Genomic DNA, 24,058 nt, shown 5'->3' with positions numbered 1-24,058 from the left:
ATTTATGGAACGTACCGTCAAGTCCCCACTACACGCAGTGTGATGAAAGTAAAGAAGTGCCTGGTGTGACGAGATTTTCCTCGTGAGGATTTGAACTGATCACAAGATGGTCACTAGGGTCAGGCCTCGAACCTTCGCACGGTTGATTGCCCACCCGGGGTGACAGCGAAGGAACCGCCGAGTCCGTGACGTGCACGGAGCCGGGGTCCGTTCGTGTCCCCCACAGCCCGGTAGGCGGCTCGAGGAAGAAGGAGCTCGCCTTCGTGGCGTCCCACCGTCGTCCCAAGCAGCCGAGCCGCACCCGCGTGACCGTGCTCACCGCGACCGCCGCCGCAGCCGTGGCCCTGACCTCCCAGGCGGCCCACGCCGACCCCAAGCCGACCAAGAGCGAGGTCAAGGCGAAGGTCGACAAGCTCTACCACGAGGCCGAGGAAGCCACCGAGAAGGCGAACGGCGCCAAGGAGCAGCAGGACAAGCTCAAGAAGCAGGCCGACGCGCTCCAGGACAAGGTCGCCCGCGGACAGGACGAGCTCAACGCCCTGCGCGGCGAGCTCGGTTCGCTGGCCACGGCGCAGTACCGCTCCGGCGGTCTCGACCCGTCGGTCCAGCTGCTGCTCTCCTCGGACCCGGACAGCTTCCTCGACCAGGCCTCCGCGCTCGACCAGCTGACGGCCAAGCAGGCCGAGTCGCTGCAGAAGATCCAGGCGAAGCAGCGGACCCTCGCGCAGGAGCGCAAGGAGGCGCAGGCCAAGCTCAGCGACCTCGCCGACGTCCGCAAGACGCTGAACGAGAACAAGCAGAAGTATCAGGGCAAGCTCGCCGACGCCCAGAAGCTGCTGAACACCCTCACCGCGGCCGAGCGCGCCAAGATGGCGGAGCAGGAGCAGCGCGCCAGCCGCGCCGCCGGTGACCGGGTGGAGCTCGGCAACGAGGTCCCCGCGTCCGCACGCGGCGCCGCGGCCCTCCAGGCTGCCTCCACGCAGCAGGGCAAGCCCTACGTCTCCGGCGGCACCGGCCCCAACTCGTTCGACTGCTCGGGTCTGACCCAGTGGGCGTACGCCCAGGCCGGCGTCCAGCTCACCCGCACCACGTACACCCAGATCAACGACGGTCCCCGCATCGGCCGCAGCGCCCTGAAGCCGGGCGACCTGGTCTTCTTCAACAACACCTCGCACGTGGGTCTGTACGCGGGGAACAACCAGATCCTGCACGCCCCGAAGCCCGGCGCCGTGGTCCGCTACGAGTCGATGGACTACATGGGCACCTTCCAGTTCGGCGTGCGCCCCTGACGCCCGAACGGGCGAATCACGGCACCCCGCGACGACACCCCGCCCCGCCGGAGACCACAGGTCACCGGCGGGGCGCCGTCGTTTCCGGCGTTGTTCGCCTCCCTCCGCCTCCGGCGTGGCCTTTGGCCGGGGTGTAGCCGTCCGGTTACTGTCTGCGCTGCCGCGCAGCTCCCGGTCGTCGGTCCGCCCGCCCCGGGCGGCAGGGGCTGCGCACGTCTGCGTACAGCGGAAGGGAGTGCGGCTTCCTGTGGTGTCGCATCGCCGCCCCACCCGGCCCGGCCTCAACCGTGGCGTCCGGGCCACCGTCCTGTCCGCCGCCGCGGCCACCGCGGCGGCCACCCTCAACGCCGCGCCCGCGAGCGCCGTGCCGGAGGACACCCACGAGACGGCGAAGGCAGCGGTCGACCGGCTGTACGGGGAGGCCGAGCGCGCCACCGAGCGGTTCAACGCCGCCCGGGAGAGCCTCGGCCGGCAGCGCGAACGGATCGCCGCGGCGCAGGACTCGGCGGCCCGGACGCAGGAGGGCATCAACCGGATGCGGGCGTCCCTCGGCTCGATGGCGGGCGCGCAGTACCGCTCCGGGGGCATCGACCCCTCGGTCGCGCTGCTGCTCTCCTCGGACCCGGACAGCTTCCTGGACCGGGCCGCCGCCCTGGACCGGGTGGGCGAGCGCCGTGCCGTGACGCTGGGCAAGCTCCACCGGGCCCAGCGCAGGATCGCCCAGATCCACGCCGAGGCCGCCGGAGCCCTGGCCGCCATGGAACGCGACCGGGCCTCCGTGGCACGCCACAAGCGCGCTGTGGAGGGCAAGCTGGCCCGGGCCCGCCACCTGCTGCACTCGCTGCCCGCCACCGACCGCGCTTCCCTGGGCCGTGCGTCGCGCTCAGGGCCGGACACGGCGCTCGGCGCCGAGGCTCCCGGCTCCGCGCGCGGTCTGGCGGCGCTCATGGCGGCCCGGGGGGCCCTCGGCCGCCCGTACGTGTGGGGCGCCAACGGGCCCTCGGGGTTCGACTGCTCCGGCCTCATGCAGTGGGCGTACGCACAGGCCGGGGTCGGTCTGCCCAGGACCTCGCAGGCACAGCGGTACGCGGGCCGCATGGTGCCGCTCTCGCAGGCGAGGCCCGGAGACCTGGTCGCCTACCGCGCGGACGCCAGCCACATCGGGATGTACGCCGGGAACGGCCAGGTCATCCACGCCCCCTACCCCGGCGCCCCGGTGCGCTACGACCCCGTCGGCATGATGCCCGTCTCCTCGGTCACGCGCGTCTGACCGTACGATCGGCTGGATGGCTGTTCGGACGCAGGACGCGCGGCGGGAGCGCACCCGCAGGCGGAGCACGGCGGGTGCCGTGCTCGCCGCCCTGCTGCTCGCGCCCGCCTGCTCCGGCCCCCGGGACACCGCCACCGGGATCACCGCCCAGGAGGTCCGGGCCACCCTGGACCGCCGGGCGGCGGCGGTCATGGAGCACGACACCGACGCCTACCTGGCCGCGCTCGACCCCCGGGCCGCCTCCTTCCGGGCCGCCCAGCGCACCGAGCTGCACCACCTCGCCGACGTACCCCTGGAGTCCTGGGCGTACGAGGTGAACGACGTGACCGCCGAAGGCGCGGACCGGGTCACCGCCGAGGTCGAGCTGCGCTACCGGATCGAGGGCTACGACCGGGCGCCCGTGTCCTCCTCCCGCACGGTGGAGCTGGTCCGCCGCGGTGAGGACCGCACCTGGTACATCGCCGCGGACCGGGCCGCCGACGGCGCCCCGGCGCAGCTCTGGCAGCAGGGCGACGTCGAGGTCGTACGGGGCACCCGCAGCCTGGTCCTCGGGGTCGGGCGGACGACGGCCGAGCTGCGCCGGATCGCGGCCACCGCCGACCGGGCCGTCCCGGCCGTCACGGAGGCCTGGCCGGAGCCCTGGGCACAGCGGGTCGTGGTGCTCGTCCCCGGGTCCGTGGAGGACATGGCCGGGCTCCTGGACTCACCCGCGGCCAGCTACCGGGACATAGCGGCCGTCACGACCGGCAAGGTCGGAGGCAGCGGCAGGGCGCCGGCGGACCGGATCATCGTCAACCCCCAGGCGTACGGGATGCTCGGCGACTTCGGGCAGCGGGTCGTCCTCACCCACGAGACCACCCATGTGGCGACCCGGGCGCACACCTCCGCCGCCACGCCCGTCTGGCTCTCCGAGGGCTTCGCCGACCGGACCGCCTACCGCGGGGAGAGCCGCACGGCCGCGGAGCTCGCACCGGAGCTCGCCGAGGCGGTCCGCCGCGGTGACCTGCCCGCGGAGCTGCCGGCCGACGAGGAGTTCGGCTTCGGTGAGGACCCGGCGGAGCTCTCCCGGGCCTACGAGGGCGGCTGGCTGGCCTGCGAGCTGATCGCGCGGGACTGGGGCGAGGAGGAGCTGATCGCGTTCTACGAGGCCGTGGGGAGCCGTTCGGAGCGGGACGGGGCCGTGGAGCAGGCCATGCACACGGTGCTCGGCACCACACCCCAGGACTTCACGGCGCGCTGGCGGGAGTATCTGCGCGCCCGGCTCGGCTGATCCGCGCCGCCCCGCGCCCCTTCCGCGCCCCCGGTACGGTGGCCCGCCACAGCCGCCGGGCCGCGCTCACCGCCGCGACGGCCAGCAGGCCGTTGCGTACGGCCATGAGCGCCACGCCCTCCGCGTCACTGGCCACCACGTGCGCGAAGCCGAGCGGGAACTCCAGCAGGGTGACGCCGGTGGCCACCAGCACCAGGCACGCGGGCAGCGCCATCCGGCTGCCGCGGAAGACCAGGCAGACCGCGCCGACACCGAGCGGCCACACCATGTACTGGGGGCTGATGACCCGGCTGGTCACGGTGAACAGCAGCACCGCGGTGAACGCCGCGTCCGCCGGGGTGTGCACCTCGGAGATCCGGGCCCGCAGCCGCCACAGCAGCAGCCAGCCGAAGGCGAACACACTCAGCGCCAGGGCCAGCGTGCTGACCAGGGCCACGTGCGGGCCGGCGAACTCCATCGAGCCGTAGCGCAGCTCCACCCGGCCCTCCCAGCCGAACTGCCGGGCCACGTGGAAGACCAGGGCCCCCAGCGACTCGATCTCCAGCCCCCGGTCCCGCTGGAACGTCAGGAAGGCGAACGCCCCGGGCGCCACCACCGCCGACACCAGGACCAGCACGGCCGCCGTCACCGCCGCCGCCGACCAGGACCTGCGCGTGTCCCTGCCCCGTGCGGTGCCCACCAGCAGCAGCGCCGGCCACACCTTCAGCAGCGTGCCGAAGGCGGCCAGCGCCCCCAGCATCCTCGGGTGCCGCACCCCCGCCAGCAGGGCGGCCACCGCCACGGCCGTCACCATCAGGTCGTAGCGGGCGTACACGGTCGGGCCGAGCAGCGGTACACCCGCCACCCACAGCCACGCGCCGGCCTCGCGCCCGCCCCGACGGCTCCCCGCGTACAGCAGGAGCCCGAACACCAGGGCGTCGCAGAGGAGGACGAGGACGAAGAAGGCGGAGGCGTACTCCAGGAAGGGCAGCAGGTCCGGGGAGAGCACGGCGAGCGCGGCCGCGGGCGGATACTGCCAGGTGACGTCGTCCAGCGGGTACGAACCGGCGCGCAGCACCTCGTACCAGCCCCGGTAGATCGCCGAGACGTCGCTGGTGACGTCCGGACCCGGCACGGTGAACACCTTGAAGACGCAGAGCAGCAGCACCGCCCGGGTCAGGCCCCACACGGCGAGGGACAGAGCCCGGCCTCCCCGGCCACTCGTACCTGTCATGCCCGCCATGATGCAGGCCCCGGCTGTGCGGGAGCCGTCAGGCAGGGCCGACGGGCCGCCCGGTACTGTCGGCGGCGATGGACAAGACGCTGATCGTGACGAACGACTTCCCGCCCCGCCCCGGCGGCATCCAGGCCTTCCTGCACAACATGGCGCTGCGCATGGACCCCGAGCGGCTCGTCGTCTACGCCTCCACCTGGAAGCGCGGCGCGGAGGGCGCCGAGGCCACCGCCGCCTTCGACGCCGAGCAGCCCTTCACCGTCGTACGCGACCGTACGACGATGCTGCTGCCCACCCCGCGCGTCACCCGCCGGGCCGCCGGGCTGCTGCGCGAACACGGGTGCTCCTCCGTGTGGTTCGGTGCCGCGGCGCCGCTCGGGCTGATGGCGCCCGCGCTGCGCCGGGCCGGCGCCCGCCGGATCGTGGCCACCACGCACGGCCACGAGGCCGGCTGGGCACAGCTGCCCGCGTCCCGGCAGCTGCTGCGCCGCATCGGCGAGGGCACCGACACGATCACCTACCTCGGCGAGTACACCCGCTCCAGGATCGCCGCCGCGCTCACCCCGGAGGCCGCGGGCCGCATGGTGCAGCTGCCGCCCGGAGTCGACGAGGAGACCTTCCGTCCGGACTCCGGCGGCGACCGGGTCAGGGCCCGGCTCGGGCTCGCCGACCGGCCCGTCGTCGTGTGCGTGTCACGGCTCGTCCCGCGCAAGGGCCAGGACACCCTCATCCTGGCCATGCCCGCGATCCTCGCGCGGGTGCCGGACGCCGTGCTGCTGATCGTCGGCGGCGGCCCGTACGCGGGGCAGCTGAAGAAGCTGGCGGCCGAGACGGGCGTCCTGGACTCCGTGCGCTTCACCGGACCGGTGCCGTGGGAGGAACTCCCCGCCCACTACGGCGCGGGGGACGTCTTCGCCATGCCCTGCCGCACCCGGCGGGGCGGGCTCGACGTCGAAGGCCTCGGCATCGTCTACCTGGAGGCGTCCGCCACCGGGCTGCCGGTCGTGGCCGGCGACTCGGGGGGCGCCCCGGACGCCGTGCTCGACGGCGAGACCGGGTGGGTGGTCCGGGGCGGCTCCGCCGAGGAGTCCGCCGACCGGATCGTCACCCTCCTCAAGGACCCGGAGCTGCGCCGGCGCATGGGGGAGCGGGGCCGGGCGTGGGTCGAGGAGAAGTGGCGATGGGACCTGCTCGCGGGGAAGCTCGAAGCGCTGCTCTGAGCGCGTACGACGAGGAGGGGCCCCGCACCGGTCGTGGTGCGGGGCCCCTCCTCGTACGTGTCCGGGCTCAGCCGCGGTAGATCGACTCGACCTCGTCCGCGAAGTCCTTCGCCACGACGTTGCGCTTCAGCTTCAGCGAGGGCGTGATGTGGCCGGCCTCCTCGGTGAACTGCGCGGCCAGGATGCGGAACTTGCGCACGGACTCCGCCTTGGAGACCGCCGCGTTGCCGTCGTCCACCGCGCGCTGGACCTCGGCCAGCAGGTCGGGGTCCTCACGCAGCGATACCGCCGTCGACCCGGCGGGCTTGCCGTTCTCCTCGGCCCAGCGGGAGAGGAACTCCTCGTCGAGCGTGAGCAGCGCGCCGACGAACGGCCGCCCGTCGCCGACCACCATGCACTCCGCGACCAGGGCGTGCGCGCGGATGCGGTCCTCGATCACCGCGGGGGCGACGTTCTTGCCGCCCGCCGTGACGATGATCTCCTTCTTGCGGCCCGTGATCGCGAGGTAGCCGTCCTCGTCGAGCGTGCCGATGTCGCCCGTGTGGAACCAGCCGTCGGCCAGCGCCTCGGCCGTCGCCGTCTCGTTCTTCCAGTACCCGGTGAACAGGTGCTCGCCGTGCAGCAGCACCTCGCCGTCGTCGGCGATCCGCACGACCGAACCCGGCAGCGGCTGGCCGACCGTACCGATCTTCTGGCGGTCCCACGGGTTGAAGGCCGTGGCCGCGCAGGTCTCGGTGAGGCCGTAGCCCTCGAGCACCGTGAAGCCGATGCCGCGGAAGAAGTGGCCGAGCCGCTCGCCCAGCGGCGCGCCGCCGGAGATGGCGTACTCGCCGCGGCCGCCGAGCACGGCCCGCAGCTTGCTGAAGACGAGCTTGTCGAAGACCTTGTGCTTGACCTTCAGGCCCACCGAGGGGCCCTCCGGGGTGCCCAGCGCGCGGCTGTACGCGATCGCCGTGTCGGCGGCCCGGTCGAAGATCCTGCCCTTGCCGTCGGCCTGCGCCTTCGCGCGCGCCGAGTTGTAGACCTTCTCGAACACACGCGGCACACCGAGGACGAGCGTCGGCCGGAAGGAGGCCAGCTCGTCGGTGAGGTTCTTGATGTCCGGCACGCAGCCGAGCTTGATCGGCGCCATCACCGAGGCGACCTCGACCAGCCGGCCGAAGACGTGCGCGGCGGGGAGGAAGAGCAGGACGGAACACTCACCGGTGCGGAAGAGCGGCTTCAGCCGCTCCACGATGTTGCCGCACTCCGCGAAGAAGCTGCGGTGCGTCAGCACACAGCCCTTGGGACGGCCGGTGGTGCCCGACGTGTAGACGATCGTCGCCGGGTCGTCGGCCTTGGCGCTCACCATGCGCAGGTCCAGGGTCTCGTCCGAGACTCCGGCGCCCGCCGTGACGAGCTCGTCGACGCCGCCCCGGTCGATCTGCCAGACGTGCCGCAGACCGGGGAGCCGGTCACGCACGGAGGAGACGGACTCCGCGTGGGCGTCGCTCTCCACGACGACCGCGACCGCGCCCGAGTCGCCGAGTATCCACTGGACCTGCTCGGCGGAGCTGGTCTCGTACACCGGCACGGTGACGGCGCCCGCGCTCCAGATGGCGAAGTCCAGCAGGACCCACTCGAAGCGGGTCCGGGACATGAGCGCCACCCGGTCGCCGGGCTGGATGCCGGACGCGATCAGGCCTCTGGCGGTGTCCCTGACCTCAGCGAGGAACCGGGTCGCCGTGACGTCCGTCCAGACGCCGGCCACCTTCCGGCTCATCACCGCGACGTCGGGATGCTGAGCGGCGTTGCGGCGGATGAGATCCGTCAGGTTGCCGTCCGTAGGGACCTCGTACAGGGCCGGAAGGCTGAACTCGCGCAAGACTGCTGCTCCTCATCGGGCTCCGGTTCCACGGCTCTGTGCGACGCACCGGATCGGTCCAAGACTGGCAGATGCTCAGTGGGGTGAGCACGACTGGACTGGCCGGACGTTACCCACCGGTACTCGGTTCCGGAAAGGGGGTTCCGGCCAGATGTCTCATGCATCACACATATCGGTGGGCCTTCGGCGCACATTAGTCCACCCGTGTCCCGATCCGGAAGTAATCGCAGGTCCGGCGGCCTCTACCCAGAGCAGCGAGTGGAGACCTAGGGTGATCTCCATGCGAGCCGGCACACCGCACGATCAGCACACAACCCCCACCCGACGGACACGCGTGCACGTGGTCAGTGACGTGCACGGGAACGCGGAGGCGCTGGCGCGGGCCGGCGACGGCGCGGACGCCCTGATCTGTCTGGGCGACCTCGTCCTCTTCCTCGACTACGCCGACCACTCGCGCGGCATCTTCCCCGACCTGTTCGGCGTCGCCAACGCCGACCGCATCGTCGAGCTGCGCACCGCGCGCCGCTTCGAGGAGGCGCGCGCCTTCGGACGCGAGCTGTGGGCGGGCCTGGACCGCAACGCGGCGATCCTGTCCGCCGTACGCAAGCAGTACGCCGAGATGTTCGCGGTCATGCCCACCCCTACGTACGCCACGTACGGCAACGTCGACGTGCCCACGCTCTGGCCCGAGTACGCCAATTCCGGTACCACCGTGCTGGACGGCGAGCGGGCCGAGATCGGCGGCCGGGTCTTCGGCTTCGTCGGGGGCGGGCTCAGGACCCCCATGAACACCCCCTACGAGATCAGCGACGAGGAGTACGCCGCCAAGGTCGAGGCCCTCGGCCCCGTGGACGTCCTCTGCTCCCACATCCCGCCGGACGTCCCGGAGCTGACGTACGACACCGTCGCCCGGCGCTTCGAACGCGGCAGCCGCGCCCTCCTCGACGCCATCCACCGCACCCGGCCTCGCTACGCGATTTTCGGCCATGTGCACCAGCCTCTGGTCCGCCGGATGCGGATCGGCGTCACCGAGTGCGTCAACGTCGGCCACTTCGCCTCGACCGGCAGGCCGTGGGCCCTGGAGTGGTGAGCGACACGGCCGGTGCCCGCGGGCCGGGGCGCGGGCGGGAGGGTGGCCGGCACGCGATAGCCTGCACACGGCAGGCCTCTGCCGAACGCGACCGGTACACCGCACTGGAGGGCCACGGCGATGGCTGAACACACCAGCTCGAGCATCACGATCGAGGCGGCACCGGCCGACGTCATGGGCGTGATCGCCGACTTCGCGCGCTATCCGGAGTGGACCGGCGAGGTGAAGGAGGCCGAGATCCTGGCCACCGACGACCAGGGCCGTGCCGAACAGGTCCGCCTCGTCCTGGACGCCGGCGCGATCAAGGACGACCACGTCCTCGCCTACACCTGGAACAGCCCGTACGAGGTGGGCTGGACCCTCGTCAAGTCCCAGATGCTGCGCGCCCTCGACGGCAGCTACGCCCTGGCCCCCCTGGGCGACGGCGACCGCACCGAGGTCACCTACCGGCTCGCCGTCGACGTGAAGATCCCGCTCCTCGGCATGATCAAGCGCAAGGCCGAGAAGGTCATCATCGACCGCGCCCTCGCCGGGCTGAAGAAGCGCGTCGAGTCCGTCCCGAAGGCCTGATCACGTGCGTACGGTCCTCGTCACCGGCCCCGGCGGCGCAGGCCGTACCACCGTCGCCGCGGCGACCGCGCTGGCCGCGGCCCGTGACGGCCGGCGCACCCTCCTGGTCTCCGCCGACACGGTGCCCGCCTTCCCCGCGGGCACCGAACCGGCCGAGGCCGCCGAGCGGCTCGCCTGCGTGCGCGTCGACTCCGCCGCCCACTTCCGCGACGAGCTCCTCGAACTCCAGGACCGGGCGTCCGGGGTGCTCGACCTGCTCGGCGCCAACCGGCTCGACGGCGAGGAGCTCACCGAGCTGCCGGGCAGCGCACAGCTCGCCGTCCTGCACACCCTGCGACGGGTGGCCGAGGGCGACTGGGCCGGGCACGGCTACGAGGTCCTCGTCGTCGACCTTCCCCCGCTGACCGACGCCCTCGCCCTGCTCGCGCTGCCCGGGCAGCTGCGCCGCTACCTCCGCCGCCTCCTTCCCCGGGAACGCCAGGCCGCCCGCGCCCTGCGCCCGGTGCTCGCCCAGCTCGCGGGCGTCCCCATGCCCGCGCAGTGGCTCTACGAGGCCGCCGCCCGCAAGGACGCCGAACTGGCCGCCGTCGAGGCGCTGATCGAGGACGACGCGACCACCGTGCGGCTCGTGGCCGAGCCCGGGCAGGCCGCCGGGGAGGCGCTGAGCTCCGCCCGTACGGGACTCGCCCTGCACGGACTGCGCGTCGACGCCCTCGTGGCCACCAAGGTCCTGCCCCGCCACTCCGGCGACCCCTGGTTCGCGGACCTCGCCGCCGGCCAGGAGAAGTGCCTGGACCACTGGCAGCAGGAGTGGGCGCCCGGGACACCCGTGCGCGAGACGGCCCACCTCGGACGCGAGCCCCGCACCGCCGAGGACCTGGCCCTGCTCGCCGGGGCCTGCGCGCCGGACCACCGGGAGCCGGGACACGCCGGGGACCCCTGGTGGACCGAGGACGCGGGCGACGGCGTCATCGCCTGGTGCCTGCCCCTGCCCGGTGCGGCCAAGGAGGACCTCAGGCTCGTACGGCGCGGCGACGAACTGCTGCTCACGGCGGGTCCGTTCCACCGGATCGTGCGCCTGGAGTCCGCGCTGCGCCGCTGCACCGTCTCCGGGGCCGCGCTGACCGACGGAGTCCTGCGTGTCCGGTTCACACCTGACCCCGCGCTCTGGCCCCGGACACAATGAACGGCGTACCACCGTTCGGGTAACGTCGGTAGTACGTGGCTCGCACGGCCACGCAGGCAACCGCGTCGCAGGAGTCCGCCATGAGTGAAGCCACCGATCGTCCCGTCGACGACGACGCGTGGGCGGAGGCCTGCGCCGAGGATCTCGAGGCGGAGAAGGCCCGTCGGCGGGCCCAGTACGGACAGCAGCCGGGTTCCGCCGCCGAGGAGCTGCGCAAGCTGATCGACGCCGTGGCCGGCAAGGTCTCCTCCCTGCAGTCGCCCCTGCTCGGCATGGCCGCCCAGGGAACCGTCCAGCAGGTGATCCGGCAGGCCAGGTCCGCCGTCGAACCCGTCATCGAGCGCAATCCGGAACTCTTCGACCACCTCGCCGCCGCGGGGAACGAGCTCTTGGCCGCCTACCGCTCCGCCGTCGAGGGCCAGGAAGGCCGCTGGACCCGGGGCACCGAGGGCGCCGGAGGCACCCCGGGCGGCACCGGATCCACCCCCGGTCCCGGGAAGAAGGCGGCCGAGGACCCCTCGGACCCGCGCGACGAGGGCCCCGGCGGCAGCGAACACATCGACCTGGACTGACCCTGGGCAGGAAATACCCGTCCCCGGCTCGGGTACGGTTGGCCGTAGCGGGGCTCGACCGAAACTGAGGGATTCATGGGACTCACCATCGGCGTCGATATCGGCGGCACGAAGATCGCGGCTGGAGTGGTCGACGAAGAGGGCCGGATCCTCTCGACGTTCAAGGTATCGACCCCGCCGACGGCCGAAGGCATCGTGGACGCGATCAGCGCGGCCGTGGCCGGAGCGAGCGAGGGACACGACGTCGAGGCGGTCGGCATCGGCGCGGCCGGATACGTCGACGACAAGCGCGCCACCGTGCTGTTCGCTCCGAACATCAACTGGCGCCACGAGCCGCTCAAGGACAAGGTCGAGCAGCGCGTCGGCCTGCCCGTCGTCGTCGAGAACGACGCCAACGCGGCCGCCTGGGGCGAGTACCGCTTCGGCGCCGGCCAGGGGCACGACGACGTCATCTGCATCACGCTCGGCACCGGGCTCGGCGGCGGCATCATCATCGGCAACAAGCTCCGCCGCGGACGCTTCGGTGTGGCGGCGGAATTCGGTCACATCCGGGTCGTCCCGGACGGGCTGCTCTGCGGCTGCGGCAGCCAGGGCTGCTGGGAGCAGTACGCCTCCGGGCGGGCTCTCGTGCGGTACGCGAAGCAGCGCGCCAACGCCACCCCGGAGAACGCCACGATCCTGCTGAGCCTCGGCGACGGCACGGTCGAGGGCATCGAGGGCAAGCACATCAGCCAGGCCGCCCGACAGGGCTGCCCGGTGGCCGTCGACTCCTTCCGTGAGCTGGCCCGATGGGCCGGAGCCGGACTGGCCGACCTCGCCTCGCTCTTCGACCCGTCGGCCTTCATCGTCGGCGGCGGCGTCTCGGACGAGGGCGAGCTCGTCCTCGACCCGATCCGCAAGTCGTTCCGGCGCTGGCTGATCGGCGGCGAATGGCGTCCGCACGCGCAGGTCCTCGCGGCCCAACTGGGCGGCAAGGCGGGCCTGGTGGGTGCGGCGGACCTGGCACGCCAGGGCTGATCCCGCCCACCGCACGTCCGACGCCCGTCGCGCCCTCCGGGGAGCGGCGGGCGTCCGTCGTATCGTGCCTCCCATGGTCACGATGCCGATGCCCCTGCCCGACTCCCGTACCGAGCCGGACGGTTCGGCTGTCATCCGGGTGCTCAGCTACAACGTCCGCTCCCTGCGCGACGACACCGAGGCGCTGGCCCGGGTCATCCGCGCCTGCGCACCCGACCTCGTGTGCGTCCAGGAGGCCCCGCGCTTCTTCCGCTGGCGTAAGGCGGCGGCCCGGCTCGCGGCCATGACCGACCTGGTGATCCTCAGCGGCGGCGCCACGGCGGCCGGACCGCTGCTGCTCTGCTCCCTGCGCGCCACCGTGGAACGCACCGAGGACGTCCTGCTGCCCCTCACCCCGGGGCTGCACCGGCGCGGCCTGGCCACGGCGGTCGTACGGATCGCCGGTACACGGCTCGGCGTCGTGAGCTGTCATCTGAGCCTGCAGCGCGAGGAGCGGCGGGCCCAGGCGGGCATGCTGCTGGAACAGGTCGACGCGATGGACGTCCCGCACGCCGTCGTGGCCGGCGACCTCAACGACGTACCGGAGGGAGCGGCCTTCCGGACGCTGGCCGGGCGCCTCCAGGACTGCCGGACCACGCGGCCGTGGGGCGGGGAGCTCACCTTCCCGCCCGACGCGCCGCGCAAGCGCATCGACGCGGTGTTCGCGACCGACCGCGTCGAGGTGCTCGGCTGCGGCGTCCCGGAGGACCTGCCCGGCGTGAGCGGTGCGGACCTGCGGGCGGCCACGGACCATCTGCCCGTGCTGGCCGCCCTCAGGGTGCCCGCCGGCGGCTGATCCGGTGCGGTTCCGACCACCGTGTGCGGGCCCCCCGCCGGTCCGTACCGGTGAGGGCCCTGCGGCCGGGTCAGACGACCGCGCCGCGCCCCGGATCGTCGTCCTCTTCGTCGTCGTGGGGCATGCGGGCCACCAGGGTGGCGAAGCCGCCCAGGAAGCCGCCGATGCAGAGCGTGGTGAGCCACCACGTCATCTCCCACTGCATCAGCACCGCGACCAGCATCAGCACCGGGCCGCCCACGACCGCGAGCCAGGCGAACTTCGCCGTCACATCGGCCTCGGGAAGCGGCGGCGGCTCCGGCGGGACGAAGTGCCCCTCCTGGCTGTCGTCCGGATCGTCGATGTCGCCGTCCCCGGGTTCCTCCAGGCCGTAGTCACGCGGGCCCGCGACCCCCGGGGCGAAGACGACCGAACCGCCGAGCGGCTTCTTCTCCGACGGTCCGCCGGGTGCCTTCCCGGACACGCCCTTGTCCGCGTCCTCGCCCGCGCCGGGCTCCGGCGCGGGGTCGAGGACGTTGAGCTGGTCGTCCTCCAGCAGGGCCAGGTCCTCGATCGACTTGAACGGCTTGGCGCCCGGCGGGTCCGGCGGCTCCTCGCCGTACCCCGCGACGATCGCCTCCCAGGCCGCGGCCTCGTCGATCGGCCGGGCCCCCTCCGTACCCTCGGGGACGGCCGTCCCCTCCGTGGGGCGCGGTTCGCGCTCCTCGTCACTGCCCGCGCGCTCCGCGTCGTGCTCAGCCACCGGACGTGCTCCCCTTCTTGCCAGCGTCGGACGCGAGGCGGTCGATGAACCGGTAGCTCTCGTCGAAGATCCGCTCCGCATCGTGGTCCAACGTCGCGACGTGGTAGCTCTGTTCCAGGAGGATCTCCCGGACGTCCCTGGACGAGACCCGGCTGAGGATCCGCGCGGAGTCGGCCGGCGGCACGACATGGTCCTGCGGGCTGTGCAACAGCACGATCGGCTGGGTGACCTGCGGCAGATCGGCGTCGACGAGGCGGAAGAACGCCCGCACGGAGTGCGCGGCGTGCAGCGGCACCCGGTCGTAGCCGACCTCCTCCGAGCCCTCCAGCGCGATGTCGCTGGTCAGCCCCTTCGTCGTCCGCACCAGGTGCCGGGCGACCGGCAGGGCGTACGCCGAGAGGCCGTGCACCTTGTTGGCCGGGTTCACCAGCACCAGGCCCGCGATCTCGTCCCCGTGCTTCGCGGCGAGACGCAGGGCGAGGGCGCCGCCCATGGAGAGGCCGAAGACGAAGACCCGCTCGCACCGCGCCCGCAGCGCCCGCAGCTCCCGGTCGACCTCCGCGTACCAGTCCTGCCAGCCCGTGACCGCCATGTCCTCCCAGCGCGTGCCGTGTCCGGGCAGCAGCGGGAGGGACACCGTCAGGCCCCGCTCCGCGAGCCGGTCGGCCCAGGGGCGCAGCGACTGAGGCGAACCCGTGAATCCGTGACAGAGGAGGACGCCGACCTCTCCGCCCTCGTGGCGGAACGGCTCGGCTCCAGGGAGGACCGGCACCGGGGTCTCCTGTTCATGAAGCGGGGCGGGGTGCGGGGGGTGTGCAAAAGGATTACTTCACCGTACGCGACCGGACCGACACCGACCAGGGCCGTCACCGTGCGGGCGGCCGCCACCCGCGGGCGGGGCCGTGGGGCGCTCCGCCCGGGCGGGGCGGGGGAGGCCGCGGCGCCACAGGTTAAGGTCTCATCGACGGCACACAGGAGGCACCCGAGTTGATCTACGGCGCAATGAAGTTCTCCATCGGCGGGTCCCTGAAGCTCGCCTTCAGGCCGTGGGTGGAGGGCCTGGAGAACATCCCCGCACACGGGCCGGCGATCCTCGCGAGCAACCACCTGTCGTTCTCCGACTCCTTCTTCCTGCCGGCCGTCCTCGACCGCAAGGTGACCTTCATCGCCAAGGCGGAGTACTTCACCGCCCCCGGGGTCAAGGGCAAGCTCACCGCCGCCTTCTTCAAGGGCGTGGGACAGCTCCCCGTGGACCGCTCCGGCGGCCGCGGCGCCGGGGAGGCGGCCATCAGGGCGGGCATCCAGGTGATCGAGAGCGGCGGTCTCTTCGGCATCTACCCGGAGGGCACCCGGTCCCCGGACGGGCGGCTCTACCGGGGCAAGCCCGGCGGTCTCGCCCGGGTGGCACTCGCCACCGGTGCGCCGGTCATCCCCGTGGCGATGATCGACACGGAGAAGATCCAGCCTCCCGGCCAGGTGGTGCCCAAGCTGATGCGGCCCGGCATCAGGATCGGCGAGCCGCTGGACTTCAGCCGCTACCAGGGCATGGACGGCGACCGCTTCATCCTGCGCTCGCTGACCGACGAGGTCATGTACGAGATCATGAAGCTCTCCGGCCAGGAGTACGTGGACATCTACGCGACCGCGGCCAAGCGGCAGATCGCCGACGAGGCGAAGAGGAAGGGAACCGAGCGGCCCGGCGCGTAGCCGCGCCGCCGGACGCCCGGAGCGGGCAGCATGACAGGGGTGGGTACCGGGGGAGGGGACATGGCCGGGCGTGAACGGGTCGTACGGATGTCGGTCGAGCAGCCGTTGTGGCGGGCTCTGACCGGGTACCGCGTGCTGACCCTGATCTACGCGGCGCTGCTCGTGGGCTTCGGCCGCGGGAAGTACGAGCGGTTCTGGGTGGCCGTCGTCTTCTTGGCCGTCCTCGCCGTCTGGACGCTCGTCACCCTCCCCAGGGTGGCCAACGCCGCGAGCTGCACCAAGCGCTTCCTCGGCCTGGACCTCGTCGTCGCCCTGACTGGGATCCTCCTGACCCCGCTCGCCGACTTCGACGCCCAGCACTTCGACGGCCCGACGCTCCCCTCGATCTGGACCGCCGGCTCCGTCCTCGCGTTCGCGCTCAAGGGCGGCTGGCGCTGGGCGGCCTTCGCCTCGACCCTCGTCGCCGCGGCCAACATCGTCGAGCGCGGTGAGCCCAGCGAGGACACCTTCCACAACGTGCTCCTGGTGTGGGTCGCGTCCATCGCCATCGGCTACGTCGTCGAGGTGGCACGCGCCAGTGAGCGCACCCTGGCCCGCGCGCTGGAGATCGAGGCCGCCACCCGGGAGCGCGAGCGGCTCGCCCGCGACATCCACGACAGCGTCCTGCAGGTCCTGGCCATGGTGCAGCGGCGCGGCACGGCCCTGGGCGGCGAGGCGGCGGAGCTCGGCCGGATGGCGGGGGAGCAGGAGGTCGCCCTGCGGACCCTGGTCTCCAGCGGGCTGGTGCCCACGACGCGGGTCTCCGAGGACAGCGCCGAGGGCGCGGTGGTCCGCGTGGTGGAGGTCGAGGCCGGGGGTGCGGAGAGCGCGGAGAGCGACCTGCGCACGCTGCTCGCCCCGCACGCGAGCTCCCGGGTCACCTTCGCGGAGCCCGGCGCACCGGTGCTGCTCGCGGCCGGAGCGGCGCGTGAGCTCGCCGCCGCCGTGAGCGCCGCGCTGGACAACGTCCGGGTCCACGCGGGGCCGGACGCCCAGGCGTGGATCCTGGTCGAGGACGAGCCGGACGAGGTGATCGTCACGGTCCGGGACGACGGCCCGGGCATCCCGGAGGGCCGGCTCGACCAGGCGGAGGGGGAGGGCCGGCTCGGCGTCGCCCTGTCGATCCGCGGGCGGCTGCGCGACCTGGGCGGCACAGCAGAGCTGATCTCCGTGTCCGGCCAGGGCACCGAGGTCGAGTTGAAGGTTCCGAAGGTCTCACGGGGGAAGGCAGGATCGGCACGATGAGTACACCGCACGCGCAGGCGTCCGAGGAACGGCCCGTCAGGGTGATGGTCGTCGACGACCATCCGATGTGGCGCGACGCCGTCGCCCGCGACCTCGCCGAGTCCGGGTTCGACGTGGTCGCGACCGCCGGCGACGGCCCTGGGGCCGTGCGCCGGGCCACGGCGGTGAGCCCGGACGTCCTGGTGCTCGACCTGAACCTGCCGGGGATGCCCGGCGTGCAGGTCTGCAAGGAGCTCGTCGGTGCCCTCCCGGCGCTGCGCGTCCTGGTGCTCTCCGCCAGCGGGGAGCACGCCGACGTGCTGGAGGCCGTGAAGTCGGGTGCCACCGGCTACCTGCTGAAGTCGGCGAGCACCGGTGAGCTGACCGACGCCGTGCGCGCCACCGCGGCCGGCGACCCCGTCTTCACCCCGGGTCTGGCCGGGCTGGTCCTCGGCGAGTACCGCCGGCTCGCCTCCGACCCCGCCCCCGCGGCTCCCGACCGGCCGAAGGTCCCGCAGCTCACCGACCGTGAGACGGAGGTCCTGCGGCTGGTCGCCAAGGGCCTGTCGTACAAGCAGATCGCCGAGCGCCTGGTCATCTCCCACCGCACCGTGCAGAACCACGTGCAGAACACCCTGGGCAAGCTCCAGCTGCACAACAGGGTGGAGCTCGTGCGGTACGCCATCGAGGCCGGCCTCGACGACGTGTGACGGTCGATCGCCGCGTACCGGTACGGAATTGACCGTCCTACCCATCCCGGAGTGACCTGGGTCACCATTAGCGTGGCCCCCAGCGAGCTCACTTCGGCGAAGGGATGCTTCCATGCGGGTCGGAGTACTGACCGGGGGCGGCGACTGCCCCGGGCTCAACGCGGTCATCCGCGCCGTCGTCCGCAAGGGCGTGCAGGAGTACGGCTACGACTTCACCGGGTTCCGCGACGGCTGGCGCGGAGCCCTGGAAGGCGTGACGGTACCGCTCTCCATAGCGGCGGTGCGCGGCATCCTGCCGCGCGGCGGCACCGTCCTCGGCTCCTCCCGCACCAATCCGTTCGACGCGGAGTACGCGGGTCAGGGGGTCCGCCGCATCCTGGAGAGCCTCGACACGTACGGCATCGACTCCCTGATCACCATCGGCGGCGAGGACACCCTCGGTGTCGCGGCGAGGCTGTCCGACGAGTACGGCGTCCCGTGCGTCGGCGTTCCCAAGACCATCGACAACGACCTCTCGGGCACCGACTACACCTTCGGATTCGACACCGCCGTCGGCATCGCCACCGAGGCCATCGACCGGCTCCACACCACGGCCGAATCCCATATGCGGGTCCTCGTCGTCGAGGTGATGGGACGGCACGCGGGGTGGATCGCGCTCCACTCGGGGCTGGCCGGCGGGGCCAACGTCATCCTCATCCCGGAGCAGCGCTTCGACACCGAGCAGGTCTGCGAGTGGGTCACCTCCCGCTTCCGGGCCAGCTACGCGCCGATCGTGGTGGTCGCCGAGGGCGCGGCGCCCGCGGAGGGCGAGATGATCCTCAAGGACGGCTCCCACGACTCCTTCGGCCATGTCCGGCTCTCGGGCGTCGGCGAATGGCTGGCCAAGGAGATCGAGCGGCGCACGGGCAAGGAGGCCAGGACGACGGTCCTCGGCCACGTCCAGCGCGGTGGCACACCGAGCGCCTTCGACCGCTGGCTCGCCACCCGCTTCGGGCTGCACGCCATCGACGCGGTGCACGAAGGCGACTTCGGTGTGATGGTCGCCCTCAGGGGGACGGACATCGTCCGGGTGCCGATCGCGGAGGCCACGGCCAGCCTGAAGACCGTCGACCCGGCTCTCTACGCCGAAGCCGGGGTCTTCTTCGGCTGATCCACCGGTGGCCGGGGCGCGTCCCGGCCGAGCGGCGCCCCGGGGGCGCGGGCCGTATATTCGCGAGGACCGGCCCCACCCCCTCACCCGGGAGACGTCGTGGAAATCCTGGCATTCGGCGTGCAGTCCGACGAGAAGCCGCTGATCGAGAAGGCCTTCGCCGGCCTGCACGACGTCCGCTGCCTGGACGTCTTCCTCACCGAGGACACCGCCCCGATCGCCGCGGGCTACGAGATCGTCTCCACCAGCGTCAACGCGGACCTCGGCGGTCGCGTCCTGCAGACCCTCGCCGCCGGCGGCACGCAGATGATCACCCAGCGCTCCACCGGCTTCAACAACATCGACCTCGACGTCGCCGAGCGGCTCGCCCTGCGGGTCGCCCGCGTCTCGTCCTACTCCCCCCACTCGGTCGCCGAATTCGCCTGGACGCTGGCCATGGCCGTCAACCGCCGCATCGTCCGCGCGGTCGGCCGCACCCGGGACTTCGACTTCCGGCTTGACGGGCTCCTCGGCCGGGACATGCACGGCTGCACGGTCGGAGTGGTCGGCACCGGGAAGATCGGCGAGGCCTTCACCCGGATCGCCCACGGCTTCGGCATGGATCTGCTCGGCTGGGACATCGCCGAGAACCCCGCCTGCACGGCGCTCGGCATGACGTACGTGGACAAGGAGCGGCTCTTCGCGGAGGCCGACCTCATCAGCCTCCATGTACCGCTGCTGCCGGCGACCCAGCACATCATCGGCGCCGACGCCCTCTCCCTGATGAAGGACGACGCGATCCTGGTCAACTCCAGCCGGGGCGGCCTCGTCGACACCCGCGCGCTCGTCGCCGAGCTGCGGGCCGGCCGCTTCACCGGCGTCGGGCTCGACGTCTACGAGGCGGAGGCCGGGCTCTTCTACGTCGACAAGTCCCTGGAGGGCATCGACGACGACACGCTCGCCCGGCTCGTCACCTTCCCCAACGTCATCGTGACCTCCCACCAGGCGTACTACACGCGTGACGCCGTGGGGCAGATCATCGAGGCCACCGTGCAGAACGTCACCGACTACCTGGCGGGCCGCCGCAGCGACAACTTCCTGGTCCCGGCGCCCCCCGCGGGCTAGCGGCGCCGGGCCCGATCAGGCAGGGGCCGCCTTCAGCCGGCCACCGGCAGGGCCGCCAGCAACCCGGTCACGATCGCCGCGCCGCGCAGCGTCAGTACCGACTCCGGGTGGAACTGCACCGACGCGAACCCCCTGCCCCGCAGCGCGTGCAGCTCGTCGGAGCCGGTGTCCCGGCTCACCTCGATGCCGTGCGCGCCCAGCTCCGTGGCCGCCGCGTCGTCGCAGAGCGCGGTGAAGCTGTTGTAGAAGCCGACCGTCTCCGGCCTGCCGAACAGGTCGATCCTGGTCTGCGCCCCCTGGTACGGCACGGCCTTCCGCGCGATCTCCAGGCCCAGCTCCGCCGCGATCAGCTCATGGCCGAGGCAGACGCCCAGCAGCCCGTGCCGGTGCTCCCGCACGAGCTCGGCGGTCAGCTCCCTCAGCAGCCGCATCTTCGGGTCGCCGGCGTCCGCCGGATCGCCGGGCCCGGGCCCCAGCACCACGGGCCCCTCGTGCGCCCGCACGGCCCCGCGCAGTCCGGGGTCGTCGTACCGCAGCACCGACACCGTGAGGCCCGAGGAGCGCAGCAGATGCGCCAGCATCGCCGTGAAGGTGTCCTCGCCGTCCACCACCAGCGCGTGGCCCGACAGGTCCCCGGTGCGCTCCTGCATCCGCAGCCAGAACGGGGCGAGCCCGCCGCGCCGGTCGTCCAGTGCCCCCTGGACCCGGGGATCGGAGGCCAGGCGCGGACGGCTCGCCTCGGACGCGGGCCGGCCCGGCCGGACGCCCAGCGCCGCGAGGACGCCCGCCGCCTTCGCGTGGGTCTCGGCGACCTCTCCCGCCGGGTCGGAGTGGCGTACGAGCGTGGCTCCCACCGGCACGCGCAGCCGGCCCGTCGGTGAGATGTCCGCGGTGCGGATCAGGATCGGCGAGTCCAGCGTCTGCGCCCCGCCGGGCTCCCGGCCCACCAGGGCCAGGGCGCCCGCGTAGTAGCCCCGGCCGTCGGGCTCGTACCGCTCGATCACCCGGCAGGCGTTCTGCACGGGGGAGCCCGTGACCGTCGCCGCGAACATGGTCTCCTTCAGGACCTCCCGCACGTCCAGCGAGGAGCGCCCGCGCAGCTCGTACTCCGTGTGCGCGAGATGCGCCATCTCCTTCAGGCGGGGCCCCACCACCACACCGCCCATGTCGCCGACGGTGCACATCATCTTGAGCTCCTCGTCGACCACCATGGAGAGCTCCTCGGTCTCCTTGCGGTCGCCGAGGAAGGCCAGCAGGCCCTCGGCCGTCGGACCCTCGGCCGGGTAGCGGTAGGTCCCGCTGATCGGGTTCATCACGACGGTCCCGCCGGACATCCGCACATGGACCTCCGGGCTCGCCCCGACCAGCGTCCGCTCCCCGGTGTGCACGACGAACGTCCAGTAGGCCCCGCGCTCACCGGCCAGCAGGCGCCGGAAGAGCGCGAGCGCGTCCGCCCGGCCGAACCCGGGGATCTCGCCGCCGAAGGTCCGCCTGATCACGAAGTTCGCGCCCTCGCCACGCCCGATCTCGTCCTCGACGACCCGCCGGACGATGTCCTCGTACGCGTCGTCGGGGACGTCGAAGGAGCCGCCCTCGACCCGCACGTCGTGGCCCGGCAGCTCCGCGAGCACCTCGGCCAGCGGCAGCTCGTGGGCCTCGTCGGCGACCAGGACGGCGAGCGGCGTGCCGTCGTCCCGCACGTCGAAACCGCGCTCGGCGATCTGCCGGAACGGCACCAGGGCCAGCGACGGCAGGTCGCGCACGGGGATGTCGGCGAGCAGGCCGACCTCCCGCACCTCTCCGGTCAGGATCTCGACGGTGTCATGGTCCCGGCCGGGGGTGCGCCTGCGCAGCAGGGCGAAGGGCGGGGAGTCGTCACGCAGCAGGGCGGACAAGAGGTCGGCGGCACGATCGGGCACGGGTGTTCCTTCCTGATGGAGGAACGGCTCCCGGCTCGAAACGCAGAGAAGGCCGCCCCTCGGGCGGCCTTCGCGAAGTCTGTACGCGCGATGAGTCAGCGGGCCGCCGGATGAGCGGTCCACCACCAGTTCTGGGTCGTCTGCGCGAACATGCCACGTACCCTAACCGACGTGGTGGACGAATGAGCGCGCGTCTCATGTGGTGAGCGGGAGAATGGGACGCCCGCCCGACCCCGTAATGTTGTCAAGGTGACCGTGAACGCCAATACCTCCGTCGCCGGTGGCCACACCTGGCGAGACCTTCCCGCGGCGCAGCAGCCCGAGTACCCCGATGCCGAGGCTCTGCGCGACGTAATCGCGGACCTCGAGTCGTATCCTCCGCTCGTCTTCGCCGGCGAGTGCGACCAGCTGCGCGCCCGCCTGGGAGCCGTCGCCAAGGGCGAGGCGTTCCTGCTGCAGGGCGGTGACTGCGCCGAGGCCTTCGACGCCGTGTCCGCCGAGCACATCCGGGCCAAGCTGAAGACCCTGCTCCAGATGAGCGCCGTCCTGACGTACGCGGCGTCCGTGCCGGTCGTCAAGATCGGCCGCATCGCCGGGCAGTACTCGAAGCCGCGCTCCAAGCCGACCGAGACCCGCGACGGCGTGACCCTGCCGACCTACCGCGGCGACTCCGTCAACGGCTTCGAGTTCACCGAGGCCTCCCGCGTCCCGGACCCCGAGCGGCTGAAGCGGATGTACCACGCGTCCGCCTCCACGCTGAACCTGGTGCGCGCCTTCACCACCGGTGGCTACGCGGACCTGCGCCAGGTGCACGCCTGGAACCAGGACTTCGTGAAGTCCTCGCCGTCCGGGCAGCGTTACGAGGCCCTGGCCCGCGAGATCGACAACGCGCTGAACTTCATGAAGGCCTGCGGCACGGACCCGGCCGAGTTCAAGGCGGTCGAGTTCTACGCCTCGCACGAGGCGCTGCTGCTCGACTACGAGTCCTCGCTGACCCGCACCGACTCGCGCACCGGCCGGCTCTACGACACCTCCGGCCACATGGTCTGGGTCGGCGAGCGCACCCGCCAGATGGACGGGGCGCACATCGAGTTCGCCTCGAAGATCCGCAACCCCATCGGCATCAAGCTCGGCCCGACGACCACCGTCGACGAGGCGCTCGGCTACGTCGACCGCCTCGACCCCGACCGCGAGCCGGGCCGGCTGACCTTCATCGTCCGCATGGGCGCCGACAAGGTGCGCGACAAGCTCCCCGAGCTGGTCGAGAAGGTCACCGCCTCCGGTGCCACGGTCGTGTGGGTGACGGACCCCATGCACGGGAACACCTTCGAGGCCGCGTCCGGCCACAAGACGCGCCGCTTCGACGACGTCTTGGACGAGGTCAAGGGCTTCTTCGAGGTGCACAAGCAGCTCGGGACGCACCCCGGCGGCATCCACGTCGAGCTCACCGGTGACGACGTCACCGAGTGCGTCGGCGGCGGCCACGAGATCTTCGTGGACGATCTGCACCAGCGTTACGAGACGGCCTGCGACCCGCGCCTCAACCGCAGCCAGTCCCTCGACCTGGCCTTCCTGGTGGCGGAGATGTACCGCGACCAGTAGGGACCACCTTCGCTGAACGCCTGTGGGGCACGGATCGATGTGATCCGTGCCCCACAGCCGTACCCGGGGCTTTTGTGTGCCGGTTGTCGCGGGTAAGGTTAGGTTAGCCTCACCGAGAACTCGGGACGGCGCAGCGATCGACCCGTCGGGAGGTGAACCGCGTGTACGTATGCTCCTGCTTCGGCATCACGGAGGACCAGGTCAAGAAGCATGCGGACGGCGGAGCGTGCACGCCTCGCCAGATCGCCTCCGCCTGCAAGGCGGGCACCGACTGCGGCGGCTGCGTCCGAAGGATCCAGGCCCTGCTCGGCCGCGGCGACTGCGCGCGCCGTGAGCTTGTGGAAGGACGTACGGCGCCGGCCGGCGCCCCGGCCGGTGCGCCCGTCGCCCTCGGCGTCACGCCGGACGTCAGGCTCTCCGACGCCGCCTGAGGGGACCGCGCGGGACCACCGGGCCACCGCGCCG

Annotated in this window: 23 protein-coding genes; 17 read left to right on the top strand and 6 right to left on the bottom strand. The window is 72.5% G+C overall.

Translation table 11 applies throughout. The features are described from left to right. Positions 1–263: 263 nt before the first annotated feature. The 3 genes from OG488_RS09950 to OG488_RS09940 all read left to right on the top strand — a co-directional run bounded on the left by OG488_RS09950 (position 264) and on the right by OG488_RS09940 (position 3,829). Positions 264–1,289: a C40 family peptidase gene (locus tag OG488_RS09950; RefSeq protein ID WP_329227891.1), complete on the top strand. Its 1,026-nt coding sequence runs from the start codon at positions 264–266 to the stop codon at positions 1,287–1,289. Positions 1,290–1,536: 247 nt separating this feature from the next. Further along, the gene (locus tag OG488_RS09945; RefSeq protein ID WP_329227889.1) at positions 1,537–2,559 is read left to right on the top strand and encodes a C40 family peptidase; all 1,023 of its coding nucleotides are present in this window, start codon (positions 1,537–1,539) and stop codon (positions 2,557–2,559) included. A gap of 16 nt (positions 2,560–2,575) precedes the next feature. Next, a complete protein-coding gene (locus OG488_RS09940; RefSeq protein ID WP_329227887.1) occupies positions 2,576–3,829 on the top strand; it encodes a hypothetical protein in 1,254 nt (417 codons plus the stop codon). Here the strand turns inward: OG488_RS09940 and OG488_RS09935 are convergent. Continuing rightward, complete coding sequence (locus OG488_RS09935) at positions 3,786–5,042, bottom strand: glycosyltransferase family 87 protein (protein ID WP_329227885.1); 1,257 nt, start codon at positions 5,040–5,042, stop codon at positions 3,786–3,788. The genes OG488_RS09940 and OG488_RS09935 overlap by 44 nt on opposite strands. A gap of 77 nt (positions 5,043–5,119) precedes the next feature. Between OG488_RS09935 and OG488_RS09930 the strand changes: the two genes are divergently transcribed. Then, positions 5,120–6,262 (top strand): glycosyltransferase family 4 protein, encoded by a 1,143-nt coding sequence (locus OG488_RS09930; RefSeq protein WP_329227883.1) that lies wholly within the window; start codon positions 5,120–5,122, stop codon positions 6,260–6,262. Between the two features lie 67 nt (positions 6,263–6,329). On the opposite strand, the gene OG488_RS09925 is transcribed toward OG488_RS09930, so the two are convergent. After that, positions 6,330–8,126, bottom strand: a complete 1,797-nt coding sequence (locus tag OG488_RS09925; RefSeq protein ID WP_329227881.1) for an AMP-dependent synthetase/ligase — start codon at positions 8,124–8,126, stop codon at positions 6,330–6,332. 280 nt (positions 8,127–8,406) lie between these two features. Here OG488_RS09925 and OG488_RS09920 point away from each other — a divergent pair, with 280 nt between their 5' ends. The 6 genes from OG488_RS09920 to OG488_RS09895 all read left to right on the top strand — a co-directional run bounded on the left by OG488_RS09920 (position 8,407) and on the right by OG488_RS09895 (position 13,396). Then, entirely contained in the window at positions 8,407–9,216 is an 810-nt protein-coding gene (locus OG488_RS09920) for a metallophosphoesterase family protein (RefSeq protein WP_329227879.1), read from the top strand. Positions 9,217–9,336: 120 nt separating this feature from the next. Next, positions 9,337–9,786: an SRPBCC family protein gene (locus OG488_RS09915; protein ID WP_073747652.1), complete on the top strand. Its 450-nt coding sequence runs from the start codon at positions 9,337–9,339 to the stop codon at positions 9,784–9,786. A 4-nt stretch (positions 9,787–9,790) separates the two neighbouring features. Then, the gene (locus OG488_RS09910; protein ID WP_329227877.1) at positions 9,791–10,972 is read left to right on the top strand and encodes an ArsA family ATPase; all 1,182 of its coding nucleotides are present in this window, start codon (positions 9,791–9,793) and stop codon (positions 10,970–10,972) included. An 80-nt stretch (positions 10,973–11,052) separates the two neighbouring features. After that, on the top strand, positions 11,053–11,544 hold the full coding sequence (locus tag OG488_RS09905) for a DUF5304 domain-containing protein (RefSeq protein ID WP_329227876.1): 492 nt from the start codon (positions 11,053–11,055) through the stop codon (positions 11,542–11,544). A 75-nt stretch (positions 11,545–11,619) separates the two neighbouring features. Beyond that, positions 11,620–12,561 (top strand): ROK family glucokinase, encoded by a 942-nt coding sequence (locus OG488_RS09900; RefSeq protein WP_329227873.1) that lies wholly within the window; start codon positions 11,620–11,622, stop codon positions 12,559–12,561. Positions 12,562–12,634: 73 nt separating this feature from the next. Then, complete coding sequence (locus OG488_RS09895; RefSeq protein WP_329227871.1) at positions 12,635–13,396, top strand: endonuclease/exonuclease/phosphatase family protein; 762 nt, start codon at positions 12,635–12,637, stop codon at positions 13,394–13,396. A 70-nt stretch (positions 13,397–13,466) separates the two neighbouring features. Here OG488_RS09895 and OG488_RS09890 read toward each other — a convergent pair whose 3' ends face one another. Beyond that, a complete protein-coding gene (locus tag OG488_RS09890) occupies positions 13,467–14,138 on the bottom strand; it encodes a hypothetical protein (protein ID WP_329227869.1) in 672 nt (223 codons plus the stop codon). Beyond that, a complete protein-coding gene (locus tag OG488_RS09885; RefSeq protein WP_329227867.1) occupies positions 14,131–14,910 on the bottom strand; it encodes an alpha/beta hydrolase in 780 nt (259 codons plus the stop codon). Before OG488_RS09885 ends, OG488_RS09890 begins: the two co-directional genes overlap by 8 nt. Positions 14,911–15,125: 215 nt before the next feature. Here OG488_RS09885 and OG488_RS09880 point away from each other — a divergent pair, with 215 nt between their 5' ends. The 5 genes from OG488_RS09880 to OG488_RS09860 all read left to right on the top strand — a co-directional run bounded on the left by OG488_RS09880 (position 15,126) and on the right by OG488_RS09860 (position 20,072). After that, a complete protein-coding gene (locus OG488_RS09880; RefSeq protein WP_329227865.1) occupies positions 15,126–15,845 on the top strand; it encodes a lysophospholipid acyltransferase family protein in 720 nt (239 codons plus the stop codon). A gap of 60 nt (positions 15,846–15,905) precedes the next feature. Continuing rightward, on the top strand, positions 15,906–17,129 hold the full coding sequence (macS, locus tag OG488_RS09875; protein WP_329227863.1) for a MacS family sensor histidine kinase: 1,224 nt from the start codon (positions 15,906–15,908) through the stop codon (positions 17,127–17,129). Next, positions 17,126–17,818, top strand: coding sequence for a response regulator transcription factor (locus OG488_RS09870; protein WP_329227861.1), 693 nt, complete (start codon positions 17,126–17,128; stop codon positions 17,816–17,818). Before macS ends, OG488_RS09870 begins: the two co-directional genes overlap by 4 nt. Before the next feature lie 112 nt (positions 17,819–17,930). Continuing rightward, positions 17,931–18,968, top strand: coding sequence for a 6-phosphofructokinase (locus OG488_RS09865; protein ID WP_329227859.1), 1,038 nt, complete (start codon positions 17,931–17,933; stop codon positions 18,966–18,968). 99 nt (positions 18,969–19,067) lie between these two features. Beyond that, complete coding sequence (locus tag OG488_RS09860; protein WP_329227857.1) at positions 19,068–20,072, top strand: 2-hydroxyacid dehydrogenase; 1,005 nt, start codon at positions 19,068–19,070, stop codon at positions 20,070–20,072. Between the two features lie 32 nt (positions 20,073–20,104). On the opposite strand, the gene OG488_RS09855 is transcribed toward OG488_RS09860, so the two are convergent. Both OG488_RS09855 and OG488_RS39250 read right to left on the bottom strand, forming a co-directional pair. After that, on the bottom strand, positions 20,105–21,991 hold the full coding sequence (locus OG488_RS09855) for an anthranilate synthase family protein (RefSeq protein WP_329227855.1): 1,887 nt from the start codon (positions 21,989–21,991) through the stop codon (positions 20,105–20,107). A 95-nt stretch (positions 21,992–22,086) separates the two neighbouring features. After that, positions 22,087–22,143: a trp operon leader peptide gene (locus tag OG488_RS39250; protein ID WP_124277238.1), complete on the bottom strand. Its 57-nt coding sequence runs from the start codon at positions 22,141–22,143 to the stop codon at positions 22,087–22,089. A 103-nt stretch (positions 22,144–22,246) separates the two neighbouring features. Between OG488_RS39250 and OG488_RS09850 the strand changes: the two genes are divergently transcribed. Both OG488_RS09850 and OG488_RS09845 read left to right on the top strand, forming a co-directional pair. After that, on the top strand, positions 22,247–23,593 hold the full coding sequence (locus OG488_RS09850; protein WP_329227853.1) for a class II 3-deoxy-7-phosphoheptulonate synthase: 1,347 nt from the start codon (positions 22,247–22,249) through the stop codon (positions 23,591–23,593). A gap of 161 nt (positions 23,594–23,754) precedes the next feature. Next, positions 23,755–24,024, top strand: a complete 270-nt coding sequence (locus OG488_RS09845) for a (2Fe-2S)-binding protein (protein ID WP_329227851.1) — start codon at positions 23,755–23,757, stop codon at positions 24,022–24,024. Positions 24,025–24,058: the final 34 nt, after the last annotated feature.

Source organism: Streptomyces sp. NBC_01460 (assembly GCF_036227405.1).
Classification (GTDB): domain Bacteria; phylum Actinomycetota; class Actinomycetes; order Streptomycetales; family Streptomycetaceae; genus Streptomyces.
Note: the sequence above shows the minus strand (reverse complement) of the source record. Positions and strands in the feature narration are given on the sequence as shown.